We start from the raw sequence: 23,072 nt of genomic DNA, 5'->3' as shown, positions 1-23,072 counted from the left end.
CGCTCAAATCGGTCCGAGCCCGGCGCGATGCGCGAAGCCGCTGGTTTGCCTCCCTTTGTCAAATGGTTATGCGGATCCACCGAGGCAATCTTCCGTTAGCCTCCGCTACTGTGCATGGGGTTGTTTTCAACATTTTTGTTTCGAGGCCTCAGCCGATCGCGCAGGGCACGCTCAAAAAGCCGCGGAACCGCACCCGTCCGCCGCGCACCGGCCGGCCGTTCACGGCGTAGTTCGGGAAGCGCGCCAGGAAGCGCGAGATCGCGATGGCGACTTCGAGCCGCGCCAGCGCCATGCCGGCGCATTGATGCGCGCCGGTGGCGAAGGCGAGGTGCCGGTTCGGCGTCCGCGCGATGTCGAAGCTTTCAGGGTCGGGAAACTGCGCGGGGTCGCGGTTGGCCGCCCCGATGCACAGCGTCACCGACGTGCCGGCATCGAGCATGACGCCGCCGAGCTCGACCCGTTCGGTGGTCATGCGGTTGCCGAGCTGGTTGGAACTCTCGTAGCGCAGCATCTCCTCCACCGCCGTCTTGATCATGTCGGGGTGGTCGATCAGCCGCTGCTTCTGATCGGGATGACGGTCGAGCGCGACGAGGCCGTTGCCGATCAGGTTGGTGGTGGTCTCGTGCCCGGCATTGAGCAGGAAGATGCAGTTGTGCAGCAGTTCCTTCTCGGTCAGCCGCTCGCCGTTCTCCTCGCCGTTACCTTCTCCCTGGATCAGGCGCGTCAGCACGTCGCGCTCGGGATTGCCGGGCTTGCCGCGCCGGCGCGCGACCAGCGTTTCGAGATAGGAGAGAAAGTCCTTCACCGCCTTGTTGCCGCGCGCGGCCGCTTCAGGCGACACCACCGGTTCGAGGGCACCGAGGATCGCCAGCGACCAGTCGCGCAGCGGCGTGCGCTCGTCATGGGGAACGTCGAGCAGATTGCCGATCACCTCGATCGGGATCGAGGCGGCGAAGTCCTCGATCAGCTCGCAGCTGCCTTTGGCAGCGATGGCGTCGAGCAGGCCGTCGACCAGCTTGATGAGATCGGCCTCCATCCCTGCAATCGCCCGCGGCGACAGTGCCCCCATGATCAGGCGGCGTACGCGGGTGTGTGCCGGCGGATCGTTGAAGACCAGGCTCGTGGTGTGGTGCTCGTAGAGCGGGGTGTTGCCGTATTTCGGCGCGAACTCGCGCTTCTTGTCGGAGCTGAACGACTTGGTGTTCTTGTAGGTGGTGACGAGGTCGTCATAGCGGGTCAGGAACACGGTGCCGTTCGGCAGGCGCTTGACCGGCTCGTTCTCCCGCAGTGCACGATAGGTCGGGTAGGGGTTGTCGTAGAACTCCGGCGTCAGCTTCTCGAGGTCGAAGCTTGCCGCCAGCTCCTTCGCATCTGCGTTCATCCCGTTATACTCGCCGGTTAGGGCCGATATGCCGTTTTTGTTGTTCTGGTCGACGCGAGCATGCGTCTACAGTCTTCGCACCTTGCTAGCCGACCGGACAGGAAAATGCACGCACGCACGGATGCTGCCGACACGGCTCCTTCATGGCCGGACGATATTTTCGCGACCTTGCAACGCTTCGACGTCCGGCAGGTGCCTTACGTGCCCGATGCCGGCCATTCGAAGCTGATCCAGCGCGTGCTGGGGTCCTCCACGATGCGCGGCATTCCCTTGACGACGGAGGAGGAGGGCGTGGCGCTTCTCGCGGGCGCCTGGACGGGCGGCCAGCGCGGCGTCCTGCTGATGCAGTCGAGCGGGGTCGGCAATTGCATCAACATGCTGTCGCTGATCCCGATCCTGCGCTTTCCGTTCCTCACGCTGGTGACCATGCGTGGCGAGTGGGGCGAGTTCAATCCGTGGCAGGTGCCGATGGGATCGACCACGCAGGGCGTGTTCGAGCTCTCCGGCGTCAAGGTGCTGCGCGCCTCCAGTGCGGCCGAGGTGCCGGCGGTGATGGAGGCAGCCGCAGCGCAGGCCTATAACGCGCTCACGCCCACCGCCGTCCTGTTGTCGCAGCGCCTGATCGGCGCCAAGGTCTTCACCAAATGAGCAAGGCCAATCTCCTCGACCGCCGCCAGGTGGTCTCGACGCTGCTTGCGGACCGCAAGGACGTGGTTGCGATCGGCGGCCTCGGGGCCTCCACCAACGACATCTGCGCGGCCGGCGACCACGCCCGCAACTTCTATCTCTGGGGCGGCATGGGCGGCGCCGCGATGATCGGGCTTGGGCTGGCTTTGGCGCAGCCAAAACTGCCGGTGCTGGTCATCACCGGCGACGGCGAGATGCTGATGGGCATGGGCAGCCTTGCCACCATCGGGCTCCAGAAGCCGTCCAACCTCTCGATCGTCGTGCTCGACAACGAGGCTTATGGCGAGACCGGCGGCCAGACCAGCCACACCTCGGCGGCCGCCGACCTCGTCGGCGTCGCCCGGGCCTGCGGCATCGGGGACGCGCGCGCGATCTCGACCATGGCCGAGGTCGAGGCCTTTGCCAAAGCCGTCCACGACGTCTCGGCGGGCCCGCGATTTGCCAATGTGAAGATCGACAGCGCCAGCCTTGAGCGGATCTTGCCGAGCCGGGACGGGACCTACATCGTCAACCGGATCCGCGGCGATCTCGGCTTCCAGCCGATCTAGGTCCATTCCCCGCGGCGAACCTCGTCTGCACGTGCGCCGTGCAGGCGGGGCAATTTCCACTGAAATTACAACGCTTCAAGGTTGCGATGCAGCATAATGCTTGACTTTTGCGTGGGTGAGTGCTTACTCACTATCCTATGAGCTCACTGCGAATGACGAGCGACCTGAGGCGTCAATTGATCCTCGGCGCCGCAAAGCGCTGCTTTGCCCGACACGGCTATACCGGCACCACGACCAAGAGCGTGGCGGCCGCCGCTGCCATTTCCGAAGCCCTGCTGTTCAAGCATTTCCCCTCCAAGGCGGCGCTCTACGCTGAAATCCTCAGCGATGAATGCGAAGCCGATCCCGCGCTGACGGATCTTCTGGAGCGGGAGCCATCCACCGCCACCATGGTCGAGCTGATCCGCGGCATGGTCCAGCACTTCCTCCGCATCGCCGATGGTCCGGACCTGGAAGAGGCCCAGCGCCTGCGACTGATGGCCACGAGTCATTTGGATGATGGCGAATTCGCGCGTTTGCTATATGCCAAGATCGAGAAGCTGATCGGGGCGGTCTTCGTCGCCTCGCTCGAGCGTGCGGTTGCCGCCGGGGACGCGCGGCCCTGCACTGGCGATCCGCTCAACCTGTTCTGGTTCGCGCATCATTCGTTGATGACGGCGGCACTGACCAGGCTGCCGGCCACGCCCTGTCTCGCTTACGGCAAGGCGAACGATCTGGAGCGCCAGCTCTGTGAGTTTCTCCTGAGAGGTATCGGACTTAACGACGCCGCAATTGCTTCGCATTTGGGCCGCGATCAGGCCGCGGATGCGGGCAAGACGGCGATTGCAGAAAGCGCATGACATGAACATCGTAACCGAACACAAGATTTCGGGCGAACCGATCGACAAGGCTCCCAAGCGTCCGGTCCGGCCGGTGCTCTGGTTCGTCATTATCGGCACGCTGCTCGGCGCGCTCGTTGGCGGCCTCGTCTGGTTCAATTACTTCCGCGGCCAGATGATCAAGCAGTTCTTCGCCAACAACAAGCCGCCGCCGACCATGGTCAGTGCGGCCGAGGCGAAGTCCGAGGTGGTGCCTAACCTGCTGACTGCGGTCGGCGGGCTTGCCGCCGTGCATCAGGTCGACGTCAGCGCCGACGTCAACGGCCGCGTCACCGAGATCAAGTTCGAGCCGGGTTCGCATGTCGAAGCCGGCATGCCGCTGGTGCAGCTGTTCGACGCGCCTGATCAGGGCGACCTCGCCAACTACAAGGCGCAGGCGACCGTCGCGCAGCTCTCGCTCGATCGTGCCAAGCAGCTCGCCTCGCGCCAGTTCGGCCCGCAGGCGACCGTCGATACCGCGCAGGCCGCCTACGACCAGGCGATGGCCGGCATCGCCAAGACCGAGGCATTGATCTCGCAGAAGCTGGTGCGCGCGCCATTCTCGGGCGATCTCGGCATGCGCAAGGTCGAGGTCGGCCAGTATCTGACGGCCGGCACGGCGATCGTGTCGCTGACCGATCTGTCGGAGCTGTGGGCCAACTTCACGGTGACGGAAAAGGACTCGGGCAACCTCAAGGTCGGCCAGCCGGTCCGGCTGAAGGTTGACGCCTATCCGGGCCGCACCTTCGACGCCAAGATCACCACGATCGAGCCGCAGATCGCGACCGACACCCGCAACATCCGCGTGCAGGCGACCGTCGCCAATCCGGACAAGATCCTGAAGCCCGGCATGTTCGTGACCACCACGGTGGTGCTGCCGGACAAGCCGGCGGTGATCACCGTGCCGGAAACGGCGGTCGATTACACGCTGTACGGCGACTCGGTGTTCGTGATCACCGAGAAGAAGGAAGAGGATGGCAAGACCAGCCTCTCCGCGGTGCGCACTTTCGTGCAGACCGGTAGCCGGGTCGAAGGCCGCGTCGAAATCATCAAGGGTGTGAAGCCGGGCGACAAGGTCGTCGCCGTTGGCCAGCTCAAGCTGCAATCGGGCGCGCCGGTGTCGATTTCGACCGATCCGGCCCCGCAGATCCCGGCGCAGCCGCCGCGCTACTGACCCCTTGCCACCCTTAAGTGATCCGGCTCGGCCGGATCACTTTTCTAAAGAAAAAGAAATCGAGATCGCCGCGATGGCCTTTACCGATATTTTCATCAAGCGTCCGGTTCTGTCGGTCGTCGTCAGTCTGCTGATCCTGCTGATCGGCCTGCGCGCGGCGATGGTGCTGCCGATCCGGCAATATCCGAAGCTGTCGAACACGGTCATCAACATCACGACCGTCTATCCCGGCGCGTCCGCGGACCTGATCCAGGGCTTCATCACCACGCCGATCGAGCAGGCGGTCGCCTCGGCCGAAGGCGTTGACTACATCACCTCGTCCTCCGTGCTCGGCACCTCGACGATCCAGGTCTACATCAAGCTGAACTTCGATCCGAACCAGGCGCTCACCGAGGTGCTGGCCAAGACGAACTCTGTCAAATACCTGATCCCGAAGGAGTCGAACGACCCGATCGTCACCAAGACCACGGGCCAGACCACGGCCGTGATGTATCTCGGCTTCTCCTCCGAGGAGCTGTCGGGCTCGGCGATCTCCGACTATCTGACGCGCGTGGTGCAGCCGGTGTTGTCGACCGTCGACGGCGTGGCCTCGGCCGACATTCTCGGCGGCCAGACCTTTGCGATGCGGCTGTGGCTCGATCCCGTGAAGATGGCCGGCCGCAACGTGTCGCCCGCGGATGTTGCCGCCGCGATCGCCGCCAACAACTTCCAGTCCGCGGCGGGTCAGACCAAGGGCTATCTGATCGTCTCGAACATTTCCACGAACACCGGCCTGACCGACGTCAATCAGTTCAGGAAGATGATCGTCAAGGCCAAGGACGGCGGCTTCGTGCGGATGGAGGACATCGCCACCGTCGAGCTTGCAGCCCAGAGCACGGACGCGAGCGTCGCCTTCAACGGCGAGCATGCGATCTTCATCGGTGTGCAGGCGACGCCGCAAGGCAATCCGCTGACGCTGGTCAAGGGCGTGCGCGCGCTGTTCCCCGAACTGGAACGCAATCTGCCGCCGTCGATGAAGATGAAGGTCGCCTACGACTCGACCAAGTTCATCCAGTCCTCGATCGACGAGGTGGAGAAGACGCTGGGCGAAGCCGTGATCATCGTGATCGTGGTGATCTTCCTGTTCCTGGCCTCGCTCCGCTCGGTCATCATTCCCGTCGTCACCATTCCGCTGTCGATGATCGGCGTCTGCACGCTGATGCTGGCTTTCGGCTTCAGCTTCAACCTCTTGACGCTGCTCGCGATGGTGCTTGCGATCGGCCTCGTGGTCGACGACGCCATCGTGGTGGTGGAGAACATCCATCGCCATCTGGAGGAAGGGAAGACGCCGGTCCAGGCATCGCTGCAAGGCGCGCGTGAAATCGTCGGTCCCGTTGTCTCGATGACGATCACGCTCGCGGCCGTGTACGCGCCGATCGGCTTCCTCGGCGGTCTCACCGGTTCGCTGTTCCGCGAATTCGCCTTCACGCTCGCAGGCTCGGTGATCGTGTCAGGCGTGATCGCGCTGACGCTGTCGCCGATGATGTGCTCGGTGTTGCTCAAGAACACCGAAGAGGGCCGCTTCGCCAAGGCCGTCAACAAGGTGTTCGGCGCCCTGACGCGCTGGTATGGCCGCAGGCTCGATCGCTCGCTCGACTACAAGGCCATCACCGGCCTGTTCGCGGTGACGATCCTCGGGCTGGTCGGCTTCCTCTACATGCACACGTCGAAGGAACTGGCACCGGAGGAAGACCAGGGCATCGTGTTCGCGGTGACCAAGGCGCCGAAATACGCCAATATCGACTATGTCGATTTCTACGGCGAAAAGCTCGACGAGAAATTCCAGAAGTTCCCGGAGACCGATCTGCGCTTCGTGCTGAACGGCATCAACGGTCCGCAGGGCGGCATCGCCGGCATGCTGCTGAAGCCGTGGGAGGAGCGCAAGCGTTCGTCGATCCAGTTGAAGTCCTTGGTGCAGGCCGAGCTCTCCAAGATCGAGGGCGTGCAGGCTTTCGCCTTCAACCTGCCGCCGCTGCCCGGCGGACCCGGCGGCCTGCCGGTGCAGATGGTGATCAACTCCACCGCCGGATTCCAGACGGTCTATGAGCAGATGGAGAAGCTGAAGGACGCCGCGCGCAAGAGCGGCATGTTCATCGTCTCCGACAGCGACCTCGCCTATAACCAGCCGAACGTGCAGGTCACGATCGACCGTACCAAGGCCCAGGACCTTGGCATCAACATGCAGAACCTCGGCAGCACGCTCGCGGTGCTGCTTGGCGGCAATTACGTCAACCGCTTCAATCTCGAGGGGCGCTCCTACCAGGTGATTCCGCAGGTGCCCCGGGGCAATCGGCTGTCGCCGGAATCGCTCGGCGGCTACTATGTGACGACCAATACCGGCCAGCAGCTTCCGCTGTCGACCGTGGTCTCGATCAGGACCAAGACCGACCCGAACTCGCTGACCCACTACAACCAGCTCAATTCGGCGACGTTCTCGGCCGTGCCGATGCCTGGCGTGACTGTTGGTGCTGCGGTCGACTTCCTCGAAGGCGAGGCCAAGAAGCTGCCCCAGGGTTTCAGCCACGACTATCTCGCGGACTCCAGGCAGTATGTGCAGGAAGGCAACCAGCTCGCGATCACCTTCGGCTTCGCGCTGATCATCATCTTCCTGGTGCTGGCGGCCCAGTTCGAGAGCTTGCGTGACCCGCTGGTGATCATGATCTCGGTGCCGATGGCGATCGTCGGCGCGTTGATCCCGCTGTTCTTCGGCATGGCGACCATGAACATCTACACCCAGGTCGGTCTGCTCACCCTGGTCGGCCTGATCACCAAGCACGGCATCCTGATGGTGGAGTTCGCCAACGAGCTCCAGGTCAACGAGCGGCTCGATCGCCGCTCTGCCATCGAGATGTCGGCCCGCATCCGCCTGCGGCCGATCCTGATGACCACGGCCGCGATGGTGACGGGCCTGATCCCGCTCCTGACCGCGACCGGCGCGGGCGCCGCCAGCCGCTTCTCGATCGGTCTGGTCGTCGTTGCCGGCATGTCGATCGGCACGCTGTTCACGCTGTTCGTGTTGCCCGCCGTCTACGTGGTGCTGGCGACCGACCATCGCGCGGCGGCCGATTCCGAGCGGAACAAGCAGGTCAACGAGCTCGACCTCGGTGCCAAGGCGCTGCGGCCGACCTGAGGCCGGAAGCAACGAAGCAAAGGGCGGCAGCGGCCAATCCGCTGCCGCCCTTTTTTGTTGTGCCCGGCGACGCTGATGCGGCGGCCACCGCGGCCGTCGGGCGGGCCCTTTGCCGCGCTCGCGAGAGACAACGTCTCGTCTTCTTGCTAGATTCCGCCAGATGAGCCTCTCCCTGCATCCCGACGCCCCGCAAGCCAGGACGTTGCCGAGCGCGGCCCCGGATGGGGCCGTGGCCGGCGAGGCGGTGGGGCGGGGGATCAGGACCCGGCTGTTCACCAAATACGTCGCGCTGTTCGTGGCCGTCGTCGCCGTTGCGCTGCTCGCCAACGGGCTGTTCGAAGTCTTCTTCTATTATCGTGAGCACAAGGCCTCGCTGATCCGGGTCCAGCATGAGCAGGCCGAGGCGGCGGCCGCCAAGATCGGCCAGTTCGTCAAGGAGATCGAGAGCCAGCTCGGCTGGACCACGCAGCTGCCGTGGTCGGCGGGCTCGATCGAGCAGCGCCGGTTCGACGCGCTGCGGCTGCTGCGTCAGGTGCCAGGGATCACCGAGCTCGCCCAGGTGGATTCGAGCGGCAAGGAGCGGTTGCGGGTCTCGCGGTTGGCGATGGACGCGATCGACAGTGGGATCGACCTGTCGGGGGATCCAAAGTTCACCGAGGCGGTCGCGCACAAGGTCTATTACGGGCCGGTCTATTTCCGCAGGGACTCCGAGCCCTACATGACGCTGGCGCTGGCCGGCGCGCGCAAGGAAGCCGGCGTCAGCATCGCCGAGGTCAATCTGAAGCTGATCTGGGACGTCGTCTCCCAGATCAAGGTCGGCGAGCACGGGAACGCCTACGTGGTCGGGCCGGAGGGGCGCCTGATCGCGCATCCCGATATCAGCCTGGTCCTGCGCAACACCGACATGTCCGGGCTCGCGCAGGTGCGCGCCGCGCAATCCGGAGGCGGCACCATGTCCGATCCGCTTCCTGAAGCGCGCAACATCCAGGGGCGGAAGGTGCTGACCGCATCGGCCCCGATCGAGCCGCTGCACTGGACCATGTTCGTGGAGCTGCCGGTCGAGGAGGCCTATGCCGCGCTCTATGCCTCGTTGCAGCGGCTTGCGATCGTGCTGCTCGCGGCGTCGATCTTCGCGGTGCTTGCGGGGATATTCCTCGCGCGCCGCATGGTGGGACCGATCCAGGCGCTGCGCAGCGGCGCCGAGCGGATCGGGGGTGGCGACTTCTCCCAGCGCATCGCGATCCGGACCGGCGACGAACTCGAAGGGCTCGCCGACCAGTTCAACGAGATGGGCGCGCGCTTGCAGGAATCCTATGCCGACCTTGAAAACAAGGTCGAGCAGCGGACCGCGGAATTGAGCGAGTCGTTGCAGCAGCAGACGGCGACCGCCGATGTGCTGAAAGTCATCAGCCGTTCGGCGTTCGACCTGCAAACCGTGTTGAACACCCTTGTGGGCTCGGCGGCGCGCTTGTGTGACGCGGACGAAGGCACGATCTTTCGGCCTAGCGACGGCGTCTTCTATTTGGCGGCAAGCTGCGGGCTTGACGCGGAGCAGGAAAACAAGCTTCGGACATTCGCTTCCGTACCCGAGCGGGGAAGTGTGGTCGGGCGTACGCTGCTCGACGCCAAAACGGTTCATGTCCCGGATGTGCAGGCCGACCCGGAATATGCGCCTTCGTCCGCTCGAAGGCGTTCAAACGTGCGTACGATGCTCGGTGTGCCTCTGCTGCGAGAGGGGACGCCAATCGGCGTGTTTGTCTTGACGCGGCATATGGTGCGGCCGTTCAGCGACAAGCAAATCGAACTCGCCACCACATTTGCAGATCAGGCCCTCATCGCGATCGAGAATGTCCGATTGTTCGAGGAGGTCCAGGAACGCACCAGAGAGCTGTCGCGATCGCTCGATGATCTGCGCGCCGCGCAGGACCGACTGATCCAGACCGAGAAGCTCGCCTCCCTCGGCCAGCTCACCGCCGGCATCGCCCACGAGATCAAGAACCCGCTCAACTTCGTCAACAATTTCTCGTCGGTTTCGACCGAGCTGATCGACGAGCTCAACGAGGTGCTCGAAGCGGCAAAGCTCGACGGCAAGACCAAGGCGGAAGTTGACGAGCTGACCGCCATGCTCAGGGGCAATCTCGAGAAGGTGGTGCAGCACGGCAAGCGCGCCGATTCCATCGTCAGGAACATGCTGGTGCACTCGCGCCAGGGTTCCGGCGAACATCGCCCCGTCGATATCAATGCGGTCATGGAGGAGAGCCTCAATCTCGCCTATCACGGCGCGCGCGCCGAAAGGCCCGCCTTCAACGTCACGCTCCAGCGCGCGTTCGACCCCGCCGCCGGCCTGGTCGACATCTATCCGCAGGAGATCACGCGCGTCTTCCTCAACCTGATCTCGAACGGCTTCTATGCCGCGGCCAAGCGCAAGGAGAGCGTAGCGGACAGTTTTGAGCCGATCCTGAGCGCCGCAACCAGGAGCCTCGGCGACACGGTCGAGATCCGGATCCGCGACAATGGCACCGGGATTCCGCCCGAGGTGAAAGAGAAATTATTCAATCCGTTCTTCACGACCAAGCCGGCCGGTGAGGGCACCGGGCTCGGCCTGTCCATGAGCCATGACATCGTCGTGAAGCAGCACGGCGGCACGATCGACGTGAAGACCGAGCCCGGTATATTCACCGAATTCATCATCACGCTGCCGCGCACGATGGCAGCGGGCGACACTGCCGGAGGCAAGACTTGAACGTTTATATCCTGGTCGTCGATGACGAGCCCGACGTCGAGCCGCTGTTCAGGCAGCACTTCCGGCGCGACCTGCGCGCCGGCCGCTTCCAGATGGAATTTGCTCCCTCTGCGGCCGATGCGCTGAGGCGTGCCGCCGAAGTTCGCGATCCTTCGCTGATCCTGATTCTGTCGGACGTCAACATGCCCGGCATGAGCGGGCTCGACATGCTGCCGAAGGTGCGCGCCGACTATCCGCACGTTCCCGTCATCATGATCACCGCCTATGGCGACGCCGAGACGCGCAGAAAGGCGATCGAGCGAGGCGCCCACGCGCTCCTGACCAAGCCGATCGACTTTGCGCTGCTGCGCCAGGAGATCGACACGAGGCTCGAGCAAGCCGCATGACTGCCACCATCCTCTTCGTCGACGACGAGCCGGATCTCGAGGCGCTGATCCTGCAAAAGTTTCGCAGGCAGATTCGCGATGGGCTGCTCACCCTCATGTTCGCCCGCGACGGCCTCGAGGCGCTGCAGGCACTTGAGCAGAATCCGCATGTCGACATGGTGGTCTCCGATATCAACATGCCGCGGATGGACGGGCTGTCGCTGCTGGCGAAGCTCCAGGAGGCCGAGGACAAGAAGTCGACCATCATCGTCTCCGCCTATGGCGACATGAGCAACATCCGCATCGCCATGAACCGCGGCGCGTTCGACTTCCTGACCAAGCCGATCGACTTCGCCGATCTGGAGGCCACGATCCAGAAGACCATCGGTCACGTGGAGATGCTGCGCGAGGTGCGGCGGCGCCAGATGGAAGCCGAGCGCGCCCATGCCTCACTGTCGCGCTTCTTCTCGCCGGAGATCGCAAGGCGCCTGGCAGCGGATGTCGAAGGCAGCATGGAGGTGCAGTGGCGCGATGTCGCCACCCTCTTCACCGACATCACCGGCTTCACGTCGCTGGTCGAGAGCGCGGCCCCGCAGACGCTCGGCGAGCTCCTCAACGAGTATGTCGGCGGCATGACCGAGATCGTCTTCGCGCATGAGGGGACGGTCGCCAAAATCATCGGCGATGCGATTCAGGTGCTGTTCAACGCGCCTGGCGACCAGCTGGACTATGCGACGCGCGCGGTCGCCTGTGCGCATGATCTCGATGCCTGGGCGGAGGATTTCTCCGCGCGCTGGAAGGCGAGAGGCGTCAATTTCGGGGCGACCCGCATCGGCGCCCATGCGGGCCCGGCGCTGGTCGGCAATTTCGGCGGCAATCGTTTCTTCGATTACACCGCCTATGGCGACTCCATCAATATCGCGGCGCGTCTGGAGGCTGCGAACAAGCATCTGGGAACACGCATCTGCGTCAGTGCCAGCATCGCCGAGGGGGCCGCAAATTTCCATGGCCGTCCCGTCGGTGACCTGATGCTGCGCGGACGCAGCGAACCCCTGCGTGCGTTCGAACCGCTGGCAACGGCGAAATTCGAGTCGGCGGCGACAACGCGGTACTCCGAAGCCTTCGCCAAGATGGAGGCCGGCGACGCAGCCGCCATGCCGGCTTTTGCCGCGCTGGTCGGGATGCACGCCGACGATGCGCTGGCCGGTTTTCACCTGAGGCGCCTGCTCAACGGCGCCAAGGGCATTCGCATGCAACTGGAATAGGAGTTCGTCATGACGCGTGAGTTCTCTGCGGGCAATTATCGTTTCATTCCATCCGTGTTCCAGTATTCGGCCGGCGCGGCCGCGGATGACGGCTATGAGATCGAGCGCGTCCGGCTCGATCGCCTGGTGCCGCTTGCCGAGGGCTTTGCGCTCGCGGCGAAATTCATCCAGGAAGCCGGACGTCCGCTGACGGCGTTCTGCGCCTGCGAGTTGCGCTCACCGGCCGCCTTCAGCGAGGAGGGCTTTCGTGCGTTCAACCTGCACTATGTGAAGACGCTATCCGAATGGGGCATCTTCGACGGCACCACCAATCCGGTGGCGCGCAGCAATGTCTGTCCCGAGATCGATCCGCCGACCGAGCCATCGTTTTACGCGTTCTCCTTCACGCGCCCGACGCGGTCGAAGGCGCCGAGCTTCGTGATCGCTGGCGGTGCCGAAGCACGCGAGGGCAGCGGAACTTATGTCGAGCGCACGGTGCGCTACCGCGACCTTAGCCCGGAGGGGCTGCGCGAGAAGGTACGGTTCACCACCACCTCGCAGATGGAAAACCGGATGGCGGCCTTCGGCTTCGGCTGGAAGGACACCACCGGCGTGCAGGCCTATTCCGTGCATGACTTCCACCACGCGCTGGTCGACGAACTGGTCCGCCGCGGCGCGCTGCGCTCCGGCCTGACCTGGCATTATGCCCGCCCGCCGGTGGTCGATCTCGAATACGAGATGGATTGCCGCCGCGTGATGCGCGAGGCAGTGATCTAGCGCTGGCGGTTGATCTTTACCTCTCCCCGTCGGGGAGAGGAGCTAGCTTTATCGCTGCCTTGGATCGAGCGCGTCGCGCAGGCCGTCGCCCAGCAGGTTCAGCGACAGCACCACGAGGAAGATCGCAAGCCCCGGCCAGATCGCCATCCAGGGCGCCTGGGTCAGGAAGCGCTGCGCCGCGTTGAGCATGCTGCCCCAGGACGGTGCCGGCGGCTGCTGACCAAGGCCAAGGAACGAGAGCGCCGCCTCGGCGATGATGGCGGCGGCGATCGACAGCGTCGCCTGCACCAGCAGCGCCGGCAGGATGTTGGGCAGGATGTGCGAGAACGCGATCCGCCAGCCGGGGTTGCCGAGCGCGCGCGCGGCCTCGACATAATCCTCGGCCTTGACGCTCAGCACCTGGCCGCGGGTCAGGCGGATGAAGATCGGGGTCGCCGAGATGCCGATCGCGATCATCGCATTGCCAAGGCTCGGACCGAGAAACGCGGCCAGCGCGATCGCCAGGATCAGGAACGGGCAGGCCAGCATCGCGTCCGTGATCCGGCTGATCAGCGCATCGACAAATCCGCCGCGATAGCCGGCAAGCAGGCCGAGCGGCACGCCGACGCCGAGCGCGATCGCGACCGAGATCAGGCCCGCGAGCAGGGAGGCGCGCGCGCCGTAGACGACGCGGCTGAGGATGTCGCGGCCGAGCTCGTCGGTGCCGAACCAGTGCACCGCGGTCGGCGGCTTGCGTACCAGGCTCCAGCTCGTCGCGATGGGATCGTAGGGGACGATGAGAGGAGCAAGCGCCGCAAGCAGGATGAACGCCGTGATCACGACGAGTCCGAATACGGCGGCCTTGCGCTTGAACAACCGCCGCCGTGCGCGGCGCGCCGGGCCGTCTAGTTCGGACGCGTGCGCGGCGGAGGGGGCGGCGGGCAATGCGGCATCGGTCATGGCGCTAGCCCCGCAGCCGCGGATTGACGAGAATATAGGCGACGTCGGCAACGAGGTTGAGGGTGATGTAGACCGTGGCCGTCACCAGCACGACGCCCTGCACGACCGCGTAGTCGCGGTTGAAGACGGCGTCCACGATCAGCTTGCCGAAGCCGGGAATGGAGAAGATCTGCTCCGTCAGCACGGCACCCGACAACAGTGTGCCGAGCTCGAGCGCGCCGAGCGTGATGATCGGCGTCAGCGCATTGCGCATCGCATGCTTGAGGATGACGGAGCGCTCCGACAATCCCTTCGCACGCGCCGTGCGGACATAGTCGCTTTCCAGCACCTGGAGCATGGCACTGCGGGTGTGCCGCATCAGGATCGCGGAAATCGCGTTGCCGAGCACGAAGGCGGGCATGATGGTGGCGGCTAGGCTCGCGCGCCAGTCCTCGGTCAGCGGCACGTAGCCCGAGGCCGGCAGCCAGCCGAGCTTGATCGAGAACAGGAAGATCAGCAGGATCCCGAGCCAGAAATTCGGCGTCGAGATGCCCCACAGCGCAAACAAATTCGCGCCATAGTCCCAGGCCGTGCCCTTCTTCACTGCGGAGACGATGCCGGCGGGAATGCCGATCAAGAACGCGATCAGGATCGCCATCGAGCCGAGCTGGAGCGTCACCGGCAGCTTCTGCGCGATCAGCTCGCGCACCGGCATCTTGTTGCGCAAGGACTCGCCGAAATTGCCGGTGAGGACTCCCTTGAGCCAGTAGACATATTGCACGGGGATCGGCCGATCGAGCTTGTACTGCTGCCGGATCTGCTCGATCGCGGCGGGATCGCGTTCCTCGCCGGCCATCACCAGCGCCGGATCGCCGGGCAGCAATTGCTGGAGCGAAAAGATCAGCACCGACACGAAGAACAGTGTCGGCACGATCTGCGCGATGCGGTGGGCGAGGAAGTTCAGCATGGCCCCACGCGTTTCCCGGGTGATGTCGCGATCACTTGAACTTCAACCCGACCACGCGCACGAGGCCATCAGGCATCTGCCGGTAGCCCTCGAGCTTCTTCGTATGCGCGATCAGGAGCGTGCGATGATAGATGTAGATGATCGGCAGGTCGTCGAGCAGGATCTTGGTCAATTTGGCGTAGATCGCCTTGCGCTCCTCGACATTCGATGTGGCCCGTCCCTCTTCCATCAGCTTGTCGGCCTCGGGGTTCGAGTACACGCCGTCGTTCTGCGGCGCCTTGCTGCGCATGAAGATGTAGGAATTGCCGTCCGGGTCGATGCGTCCGCTCCAGTTGATCTGGAACACCTGGAACTCGCCGGCCTGCGCCTGCTTGAAGGTGGTCGCGAATTCGACGACGCGGACCTTGATGTCGAAGCCTGCCTCGGCGGCCATGGACTGCACGACCTGGGCGACGGCCTCGTACTCGGTGCCCTTTGGTACCATGTAGTCGACGGTGACGGGCAGGCTGACACCGGCTTCCTTCAACAGCGCCTTGGCCTTGGCGATGTCGCGACCCGGAATGGGGAAAGCCTTCTGATAGTATGGATGCGTCGGGCTGACCCATTGATTGCCCGGCGTGAACTCGCCGTTGAATACGACCTGGTTGATGGCCTCGCGATCGATCGACAGGCTGAGTGCCTGGCGCACCTTCGCCGATTGGCTGAGTGGCCCCTTGGTCTTGTCGTTTCCGATGTTGATGGTCAGGCCCTGATAGCCGAGCTCGGGAGCCGTCGACAGCACCAGCTTGGGATCGGCGCGGACGTCCTTGATGTCGGTGGCGAGCACGCGCTCGATCAGATCGAGCCCGCCGGACTTGAGGTTGGCAAGGCGCACTGTGGCATCGACGATCGGCAGGAATACGACGCGATCGATATGGATGTTGTCCTTGTTCCAGTAGTCGGCGAACTTCTCGAACACCATGCGATCCTGCTGCACGCGCTCGACGAACTTGTAGGGACCTGCGCAGACCGGATGCAGGCCGAACTTGTCACCGGCCTCCTTCGCCGCCTTGGGCGAGACCATCATGCCGGAGCGGTCGGTGAGCTGGGCGATCAGGGGCGAGTACGGCGTCTTGAGCACCAGCTTGATGGTCAGGGGATCGACGACCTCGACATGGTCGACGCTGGCGAGCTCGGACTTCCGGAACGAGGCCGGCAGCGTCATGTGACGTTCGATCGAGAATTTTGCCGCTTCCGCGTCCAGCGGCTCGCCATCGTGGAATTTGACGCCTGGCCGGAGCTTGATCGTCATCTCCTTGCCGTCGGCCGACGTCTCGTGAGACAGCGCGAGCTGCGGCACGATGTTGAGCTTCTCGTCGATGTCGAACAGCTTGTCGCAGAACGCGGAGAATACGATGCGGCCGACATAGGTGCGGCCGATGCTGGGATCGAGGATGTCGGGGTCTTCGGCGATCCCGATGCGAAGCGTGGTCTGAGCCTGGGCCGTGCCCACGAGCGACGTCAGCAAGGCCGACGCCAGGATTGTCAAACGCATAAAGCTCATCGCTCTCGACCTCTGTTTCACGGCTATGCGGGGTCCGTCCCCAATGAACTAACCCCGCCGCCGCGTGCTGCTTCCGGACCGCCGCTGAAGGCGGCAACCAATTTTTCAAGAACCGGCGAGAAGCCGCCATCCATGGGGACGATGGCCGCGGAGGACGGCAGTTCCGACGTTCGGTGGCAAGCTGTTGCATGTCCGATGCCATCCGAGACAAGCTGAGGCATTTCGCTGCGGCAGCGGTCCACGACATAGGGACAGCGGGTGTGGAAGCGGCATCCCGGCGGCGGATTCAGCGCGCTGGGGATCTCCCCCTGGAGCACAATCCGGCTGCTCTTTGCCCGCGGTTTAGGCACGGGAATCGCGGACAGCAGCGCGCGACTATAGGGGTGCCGGGGCGCGGCAAACAGCGCATCCGCCTCCGCGGTCTCGACGATCTGGCCGAGATTCATCACCGCGACGTGGTCGGCGATGTGCTTGACCACGGCGAGGTCATGCGAGACGAAAATGTAGGCAAGGCCGAGCCGGTCCTGGAGCTCGCGCAGGAGGTTGAGGATCTGCGAGCGGATCGAGACGTCGAGCGCTGAGACCGGCTCGTCGCAGATGATCAATTTTGGTTCGACCGCGAGCGCACGGGCAATGGCGATGCGCTGGCGCTGGCCGCCGGAGAATTCGTGCGGATAGCGTCGCTCGAGCCGCGGCTCCAGCCCGACCAGCCGCAGGATTTCCGCGACCCGTTCGCGTCGCCGTGCGGGTGGGACGAGATCGTGCAGCGCCAGCGGCTCGGTCAGGATCTGGCCGACCGTCATGCGCGGATTGAGCGAGGCGTAGGGATCCTGGAAGATGATCTGCGCTTCGCGGCGGAACGCGCGGAGCGCTCCGGCGTCGAGCGAGAGCAGGTCGCGGCCACCGAAACGGATCGTGCCCGCATCCGGCTCGATCAGCCGCAGCACCAGACGGCTGACGGTGGATTTGCCGCAACCGGATTCGCCGACCAGGGCCAGCGTCTTGCCGGCCTCGAGCGAGAAGCTGACGCCATCGACCGCCTTGACATGCGCGAGCGCCCGGCCGAACAGCGAGCGCTCGGCGACGAAATGCTTGACCAGACCTTCGACCTCGAGGAGCGCCATCACGACACCAGAAGTTCGAGCGGCGCGCGGATGCAGCGCGAGAGGTGACCCGGGCCGATTTCCACGAGCGGCGGCGGCGCCCTGGTGCAGGCGTCGAGAACGAAGGGGCACCGTGCGGCGAAGCGGCATCCGGCGGGCGGTTGCGCCATGTTCGGGACCATGCCTTCGATCGTCGCGAGCTGCTCGGCACGGTGGTCGAGCCGCGGGATCGAGCCGAGCAGGCCGACGGTGTAGGGATGCTGCGGGGCGGCGAACAATTCATCCACCGGCGCGCGCTCGACGATCTCGCCGGCATACATCACCGCGACCTCGTCGCAGACCTCGGCGACCACGCCGAGGTCGTGCGTGATCAGGATGATCGCCGCACCGCTCGCCGCCTTCAACTCGCGCATCAGTTCAAGTATCTGCGCCTGCAGGGTGACGTCGAGCGCGGTGGTCGGCTCGTCCGCGATCAGGAGGCGGGGGTCGCAGGCCAGGGCCATCGCGATCATCACGCGCTGGCGCATGCCGCCGGAAAGCTTGTGCGGATATTCGTCGACGCGCCGTTCGGGCGAGGGGATGTGGACGCGGCGCAACAGCTCGATCGCGCGCTCCCGAGCGCTGCGCCGCGAGCCGCCGCGATGGCGCAGGATGGTCTCGATGATCTGGTCGCCGATGGTGAAGCTCGGGTTGAGCGAGGTCATCGGCTCCTGGAAGATCATCGCGAGCCGGTTGCCGCGGAGGTCGCGCAAGGTCTGGTCCGGGGTCTTCAGCAAATCGAAGCCGTCGAAGCGGATCGCGCCCGATATCTCCGTGCTTTGCTTCGGCAGCAATCCCATGATCGCGAGCGACGTCACGCTCTTGCCGCAGCCGGATTCGCCGACGAGGCCGAGCGTCGCGCCATTGGCGACGCTGAGATCTACACTGTCCACCGCATGGGTGACGCGGCCATCGTCGCCGTGGAAGCGGATGCGCAGATCCTTGATCTCGATGAGAGGGCTTGTGCTCATGATTGTCTTGCACGGGCCGCGGCGATGCTCGCGTCGATGACGCTGCGATCGGTGTTGCCGGCCGGGTTCTGCCGCGTCGGCATGGAGTTGCGGAAATGCACCCAGAGCTCGTGGCTGACCCGTTCGAGCCGCTCGAGCTCGCCGAGCGGATCGGAATGGTCGTCGGCGCGAATGTCCAGCGCCGGCCATTCCTCCTCGCCGTGGATCAGGAGCGCAGCAGACTGCTTGCCGCGTTTGTCGCCGCCGGCGGCTTCGCCCGCGCGCATCGCCGCGAGCAGGCGGCGCGGGAAGGGCAGGCTGTCATTGGCGATGTAGGTCTTGGCGGTCTCGTCGAGCACGTCGGCACCCGCGAGCATGTTGCCGGCGATGGAGAAGCCGCTGCCCGCGATGTGGCCGCACCAGTCGACGCAGTCGCGCCCGGTGTGCGCAGCAATCTCGCCGCTCGCGTCCATGATGTGGATCTGGCGGCTTTCGCGCCCGTCGTCGGTCGCGAGCAGGCTGGCGAGTACGTCATGCGCGTTCAAGCCTTCACGCAAGAGCTTGACGCCGTCGATGCCGTAATAGGGATTCACGAAGGCCTGGGTTGCGATCGCGCCGAGGCCGGCGGCGATATAGGGCACGCGCGCGCCGACGGCGAAGAAGCGGGTCGCAACCGCGATGCCGAACTGGCCGGTGGCAGGATCGCGTGCGATGATCGACCAGGTCATATTCTGTCCATCAGCGTCCTGCTGCGTAGCCTTGCATGCCGCGCGGATTAGCGGCGGCGCGGCGGCGCACCCCGACGCGCGAGGCCGCAGTGAGGCGGCCTTCCGACCAGTCGGGCCCGATCTCGACGATATGTCCGCGCTCGCGCAGATTCTCGATCGCTGCCTTCGGTACGCGGTTCTCGACCACGAGCACGCCGGGGCGCGCGGTGCGCGGCCAGAACGAGATCGGGAAATGCTCGGAATGCCAGGCCGGTGCGTCGATCGATTCCTGAAGGTTGAGATTGCAATGGACGTGGCGCAGGAAGAATTGCGTGATCCATTGGTCCTGCTGGTCGCCGCCCGGCGAGCCCCAGGCGAGATACGGCTCGCCGTCGCGCAGCGCCATGGTCGGCGACAGCGTGGTGCGCGGCCGCTTGCCCGGCGCAAGCGCGGCGGGATGGTCTTCCTCCAGCCAGAACATCTGCGCGCGGCTGCCGAGGCAGAAGCCGAGCTCCGGAATGATCGGCGAAGATTGCAGCCAGCCGCCCGATGGCGTCGAGGAGACCATATTGCCGGCCTTGTCGATGATGTCGAAATGCACGGTGTCGCCGCGTACCTCGCCGAAGCGTCCGACCGTCGGCTCGCCGGCGCCGAGCGCGCCGACCGCTTCGCGCTGGCCTTCGGCGCGCCGCAGCTTGACGACACCGCCAAAGCCCTCGACCGAGCCGGGGCGGAAGTCGAGCGAGGCCTTGTCGGTGACGAGCTTGCGGCGTTCGTCGTTATAGGCATCCGACAGCAGCGTCGCGATCGGGATCTCGCTGAACTTCGGATCGCCGTAGAACTTTTCGCGGTCGGCGAAGGCGAGCTTGGCGCATTCGATCTGGAGATGGATGAATTCCGGCCCGGTCGGGTCGAGTCCGTCGAGCGCAAAGCCCTTGAGCAGTGCGAGCTGTTGCAGCGTGACCGGGCCCTGGCTCCAGACGCCGGCCTTGCAGACAGTGTAGCGGCCATAGTCGTAGGTAAGCGGCGCCTCGATGGTCGGCTGCCAGCGCGCCATGTCGTCGGCCGAGAGAACGCCGCGATGCGGCGAACCGCTGACGTCCATCACCTCTTGCGTGCGGCAGAATTTGTCGATGGCTTCCGCGACGAAGCCGTGCGACCAGGCCCTTCGCGCACGCTCGATCTCGGCGTCGCGGCCACCGTCGCCGCTCTCGGCCTCGCTGAGAATGCGGGCGTAGGTCGCGGCCAGCGTCTTGTTGGTGAAGAGCGTGCCGGGTTTCGGCACCTCGCCATTGGGAAGATACACCGCGGCCGAGGTCGGCCAGTGCTTGCGGAATAGCTGCTCGACGGTCTGGATCGTGGCGCAGGCGCGCTCGACCAGCGGATAGCCGTCGCGCGCGTAGGAGATCGCGGGCTCCAGCACGTCGCGTACGCGCATGGTGCCGTAGTCTCGCAAGAGCATCATCCAGGATTCGAAGGTCCCGGGCACGCAGGCGGCGAGCAGGCCGGTGCCCGGCACCATGTCGAGGCCTTCGCTCCTGTAATGCGCGATGGTGGCGCGCGCCGGCGCCGGGCCCTGGCCACAGATCACCTCGGTGCGGCCGCGCTTCACGTCGTGCACGATAACAGGCACGTCGCCGCCGGGGCCGTTCAGATGCGGCTCGACCACCTGGAGCGTGAAAGCGGTGGCGACGCCGGCATCGAAGGCGTTGCCGCCCTTTTCCAGAATGGCCATGCCGACGGCGGTCGCGATCCAGTGCGTGGTGGCGACGACCCCGAACGTGCCCTCGATCTCGGGGCGCGTCGTGAAGGGATCCGGATTGACGTTGCTGGCCATGGGATTTCGTTACCTTAGTTGTGGCGCGCGCAATTGATCACAGGCGATGCCGTGCCGCCAATGCGCAGGCCGCATGGCACGCGCGCGTCACGCCGGGACCGGCGCGGTGTTAACCGCATGGCAGGCGACGCCGCCGATCAGTTCCGGGGCTTCCTTGCGGCAGAGATCGAATGCCAGCGGACAGCGCGGATTGAAGGCGCAGCCGGGCGGCGGATGGATCGGGTTCGGAATCTCGCCCTTGACCGGAATGCGCTGGCGGCCGCTCATGGCAAGATCGGGCACGGCGCCCAGCAGCATCTTGGTGTAGGGCATGCGCGGCCGGGCAAACAGCTCGCGGCCTTCCGCGATCTCGACGATGCGGCCGAGATACATCACGCCGACGCGGCTCGCCATGTGACGGACCACGGCGAGGTTGTGGCTGATGAACATGTAGGTCAGGCCGAACTTGTCCTGGAGGTCGCGCATCAGGTTCAGGATCTGCGCCTGCACCGAGACGTCGAGCGCCGAGGTCGGCTCGTCGCAGACGATGAACTCGGCATCGGACGCGAGCGCCCGCGCGATCGCGATACGCTGGCGCTGGCCGCCGGAGAACTCGTGCGGAAACTTCAGCCGGTCGTCGGGATGCAGGCCGACGAGGCTGAGCAGCTCGCCGACGCGCGCCTGGATGTCGCGCTCGCCCTGGATCAGGTCGAAGGCGCGGATCGGCTCGGAGATGATGGCATCGACCCGGAAGCGCGGATTCAGGCTCGCATAGGGATCCTGGAAGATCATCTGGATGCGGCGGCGCAGCTTTCGCCGCGCCGGCGCCTGCCGCGGATCCCCCATCGAGACGCCGTCGATCTGGACGTCGCCCGAGCTCGGCGGCAACAGGCCGACCACCATCCGCGCCACCGTGGTCTTGCCGGAGCCGGACTCGCCGACCAGCGCAAAGGTCTCGCCCTTCCTGATGTCGAAGGTGACGTTATCGACAGCCTTGAGATATTCGAGATGCCCGCCTTCCAGCACGCGGTTGAGCCAGGGCTTCGAGACATCGAAGACGCGGCGCAGATTTGTGGCCTGGACGAAAGGGGCGCTCATGCCGCGCTCTCCGCCGGCACATTGTCATAGAGATGGCAGGCGACCGATTGGGCGCCTTGCGGCAGTGGCTCGGGCCGATCGACACGACAGCGGTCGAATGCGAACGCGCAGCGCGGATTGAACGAGCATCCGCGCGGAATCGCCGACAGGCGCGGCATGGAGCCGGGGATCTGCACCAGGCGCTTGTCCTCGCCCGCGAGCGTCGGGATCGCGCCCATCAATCCTTTTGCGTAAGGATGCAGCGGGTTCCTCACGACGTCCTGCACTGGACCGATCTCGGCGACGCGGCCGGCGTACATCACCGCGACGCGGTCCGAGGTCTCCGCGATCACGCCCATGTCGTGGGTCACCAGCATCACCGCGGTGCCGTGGTCGCGCCCGAGCCGCTTGATCAGTGAGATGATCTGCGCCTGCACGGAGACGTCGAGCGCGGTGGTCGGCTCGTCCGCGATGATCAGCTCAGGCTCGGCGCAGATCGCGAGCGCAATCACGACGCGCTGGCGCATGCCGCCGGAGAACTCGTGCGGATAGCCGTCGATGCGCTTTTCCGGCGCGGGGATGCCGACTTCGGCGAGCAGGTCGATGGCGCGGCGGCGGGCCGCCTGTTCGGACAAATTGAGGTGGGTCCGGATGGTTTCCACGATCTGGTCGCCGACCCGGTACAGCGGATTGAGCGAGGTGAGGGGATCCTGGAAGATCATGCCGATGCGTTTGCCGCGGATGCGGCGCATCTCTTCCGGCGGCAGATTGTCGATGCGCAGGCCGGCGAGATGAATCTCGCCGCCGGCGATGCGGCCGGGAGGATCAATCAGGCCGATTACCGCGAGGCCGGTGACGGATTTTCCGGCGCCGGATTCGCCGACTACCCCCAGCACCTCGCCCTTGGCGATGTCGAAGGAGACGTCGTCGATGGCGCGCAGCGTGCCGCGGCGGGAGGCGAACTCCACCTGGAGATTGCGCACGGAGAGAACAGGTTCGGTCATGGG

19 protein-coding genes are annotated in these 23,072 nt (G+C 65.1%); 9 read left to right on the top strand and 10 right to left on the bottom strand.

The window, feature by feature from the left end:
* Window positions 1-148: 148 nt before the first annotated feature.
* Window positions 149-1,381, bottom strand: a complete 1,233-nt coding sequence (locus AB5K84_RS32855; RefSeq protein ID WP_011085640.1) for a cytochrome P450 — start codon at window positions 1,379-1,381, stop codon at window positions 149-151.
* Between the two features lie 105 nt (window positions 1,382-1,486).
* On the opposite strand from AB5K84_RS32855, the gene AB5K84_RS32850 reads away from it, so the two are divergent.
* The 9 genes from AB5K84_RS32850 (at window position 1,487) to cnbZ (ending at window position 12,945) form a co-directional block, all read left to right on the top strand.
* A complete protein-coding gene (locus AB5K84_RS32850) occupies window positions 1,487-2,029 on the top strand; it encodes a phosphonopyruvate decarboxylase (RefSeq protein WP_028172439.1) in 543 nt (180 codons plus the stop codon).
* Window positions 2,026-2,616: a thiamine pyrophosphate-dependent enzyme gene (locus tag AB5K84_RS32845; RefSeq protein ID WP_011085642.1), complete on the top strand. Its 591-nt coding sequence runs from the start codon at window positions 2,026-2,028 to the stop codon at window positions 2,614-2,616. Before AB5K84_RS32850 ends, AB5K84_RS32845 begins: the two co-directional genes overlap by 4 nt.
* A 137-nt stretch (window positions 2,617-2,753) precedes the next feature.
* Window positions 2,754-3,455: a TetR/AcrR family transcriptional regulator gene (locus AB5K84_RS32840; RefSeq protein WP_162185826.1), complete on the top strand. Its 702-nt coding sequence runs from the start codon at window positions 2,754-2,756 to the stop codon at window positions 3,453-3,455.
* Between the two features lies 1 nt (window position 3,456).
* Window positions 3,457-4,647, top strand: a complete 1,191-nt coding sequence (locus AB5K84_RS32835; protein WP_028172437.1) for an efflux RND transporter periplasmic adaptor subunit — start codon at window positions 3,457-3,459, stop codon at window positions 4,645-4,647.
* Between the two features lie 73 nt (window positions 4,648-4,720).
* Entirely contained in the window at window positions 4,721-7,816 is a 3,096-nt protein-coding gene (locus tag AB5K84_RS32830) for a MexW/MexI family multidrug efflux RND transporter permease subunit (RefSeq protein WP_011085645.1), read from the top strand.
* A gap of 160 nt (window positions 7,817-7,976) precedes the next feature.
* Window positions 7,977-10,559 carry a sensor histidine kinase gene (locus AB5K84_RS32825; RefSeq protein WP_011085646.1) on the top strand — a complete coding sequence of 861 codons (2,583 nt, stop codon included), beginning with the start codon at window positions 7,977-7,979 and terminating at the stop codon, window positions 10,557-10,559.
* On the top strand, window positions 10,556-10,945 hold the full coding sequence (locus AB5K84_RS32820) for a response regulator (RefSeq protein ID WP_011085647.1): 390 nt from the start codon (window positions 10,556-10,558) through the stop codon (window positions 10,943-10,945). Before AB5K84_RS32825 ends, AB5K84_RS32820 begins: the two co-directional genes overlap by 4 nt.
* Window positions 10,942-12,189: an adenylate/guanylate cyclase domain-containing protein gene (locus tag AB5K84_RS32815; protein ID WP_011085648.1), complete on the top strand. Its 1,248-nt coding sequence runs from the start codon at window positions 10,942-10,944 to the stop codon at window positions 12,187-12,189. Before AB5K84_RS32820 ends, AB5K84_RS32815 begins: the two co-directional genes overlap by 4 nt.
* Before the next feature lie 9 nt (window positions 12,190-12,198).
* Window positions 12,199-12,945: a 2-amino-5-chloromuconate deaminase CnbZ gene (gene cnbZ, locus AB5K84_RS32810; RefSeq protein ID WP_011085649.1), complete on the top strand. Its 747-nt coding sequence runs from the start codon at window positions 12,199-12,201 to the stop codon at window positions 12,943-12,945.
* A gap of 48 nt (window positions 12,946-12,993) precedes the next feature.
* Here cnbZ and AB5K84_RS32805 read toward each other — a convergent pair whose 3' ends face one another.
* The 9 genes from AB5K84_RS32805 to AB5K84_RS32765 form a co-directional block, all read right to left on the bottom strand.
* Complete coding sequence (locus tag AB5K84_RS32805; protein ID WP_011085650.1) at window positions 12,994-13,884, bottom strand: ABC transporter permease; 891 nt, start codon at window positions 13,882-13,884, stop codon at window positions 12,994-12,996.
* A gap of 4 nt (window positions 13,885-13,888) precedes the next feature.
* Complete coding sequence (locus AB5K84_RS32800) at window positions 13,889-14,830, bottom strand: ABC transporter permease (RefSeq protein WP_011085651.1); 942 nt, start codon at window positions 14,828-14,830, stop codon at window positions 13,889-13,891.
* Window positions 14,831-14,861: 31 nt separating this feature from the next.
* Complete coding sequence (locus AB5K84_RS32795) at window positions 14,862-16,373, bottom strand: ABC transporter substrate-binding protein (RefSeq protein WP_038965798.1); 1,512 nt, start codon at window positions 16,371-16,373, stop codon at window positions 14,862-14,864.
* 23 nt (window positions 16,374-16,396) lie between these two features.
* Window positions 16,397-17,497 (bottom strand): ABC transporter ATP-binding protein, encoded by a 1,101-nt coding sequence (locus AB5K84_RS32790; RefSeq protein ID WP_039184056.1) that lies wholly within the window; start codon window positions 17,495-17,497, stop codon window positions 16,397-16,399.
* Window positions 17,497-18,486, bottom strand: coding sequence for an ABC transporter ATP-binding protein (locus tag AB5K84_RS32785; protein WP_011085654.1), 990 nt, complete (start codon window positions 18,484-18,486; stop codon window positions 17,497-17,499). Before AB5K84_RS32785 ends, AB5K84_RS32790 begins: the two co-directional genes overlap by 1 nt.
* A complete protein-coding gene (locus AB5K84_RS32780) occupies window positions 18,483-19,193 on the bottom strand; it encodes a DUF1028 domain-containing protein (protein ID WP_011085655.1) in 711 nt (236 codons plus the stop codon). Before AB5K84_RS32780 ends, AB5K84_RS32785 begins: the two co-directional genes overlap by 4 nt.
* A 10-nt stretch (window positions 19,194-19,203) precedes the next feature.
* Window positions 19,204-21,009: a gamma-glutamyltransferase family protein gene (locus tag AB5K84_RS32775; RefSeq protein WP_011085656.1), complete on the bottom strand. Its 1,806-nt coding sequence runs from the start codon at window positions 21,007-21,009 to the stop codon at window positions 19,204-19,206.
* A gap of 87 nt (window positions 21,010-21,096) precedes the next feature.
* The gene (locus AB5K84_RS32770; protein ID WP_011085657.1) at window positions 21,097-22,086 is read right to left on the bottom strand and encodes an ABC transporter ATP-binding protein; all 990 of its coding nucleotides are present in this window, start codon (window positions 22,084-22,086) and stop codon (window positions 21,097-21,099) included.
* Complete coding sequence (locus tag AB5K84_RS32765; protein ID WP_011085658.1) at window positions 22,083-23,069, bottom strand: ABC transporter ATP-binding protein; 987 nt, start codon at window positions 23,067-23,069, stop codon at window positions 22,083-22,085. Before AB5K84_RS32765 ends, AB5K84_RS32770 begins: the two co-directional genes overlap by 4 nt.
* Between the last annotated feature and the right edge of the window lie 3 nt (window positions 23,070-23,072).

Origin of the sequence: Bradyrhizobium sp. 1200_D9_N1_1 (assembly GCF_052075915.1) — a bacterium.
GTDB lineage: Bacteria > Pseudomonadota > Alphaproteobacteria > Rhizobiales > Xanthobacteraceae > Bradyrhizobium > Bradyrhizobium diazoefficiens.
This window is presented reverse-complemented; position numbering and strand designations above follow the sequence as displayed.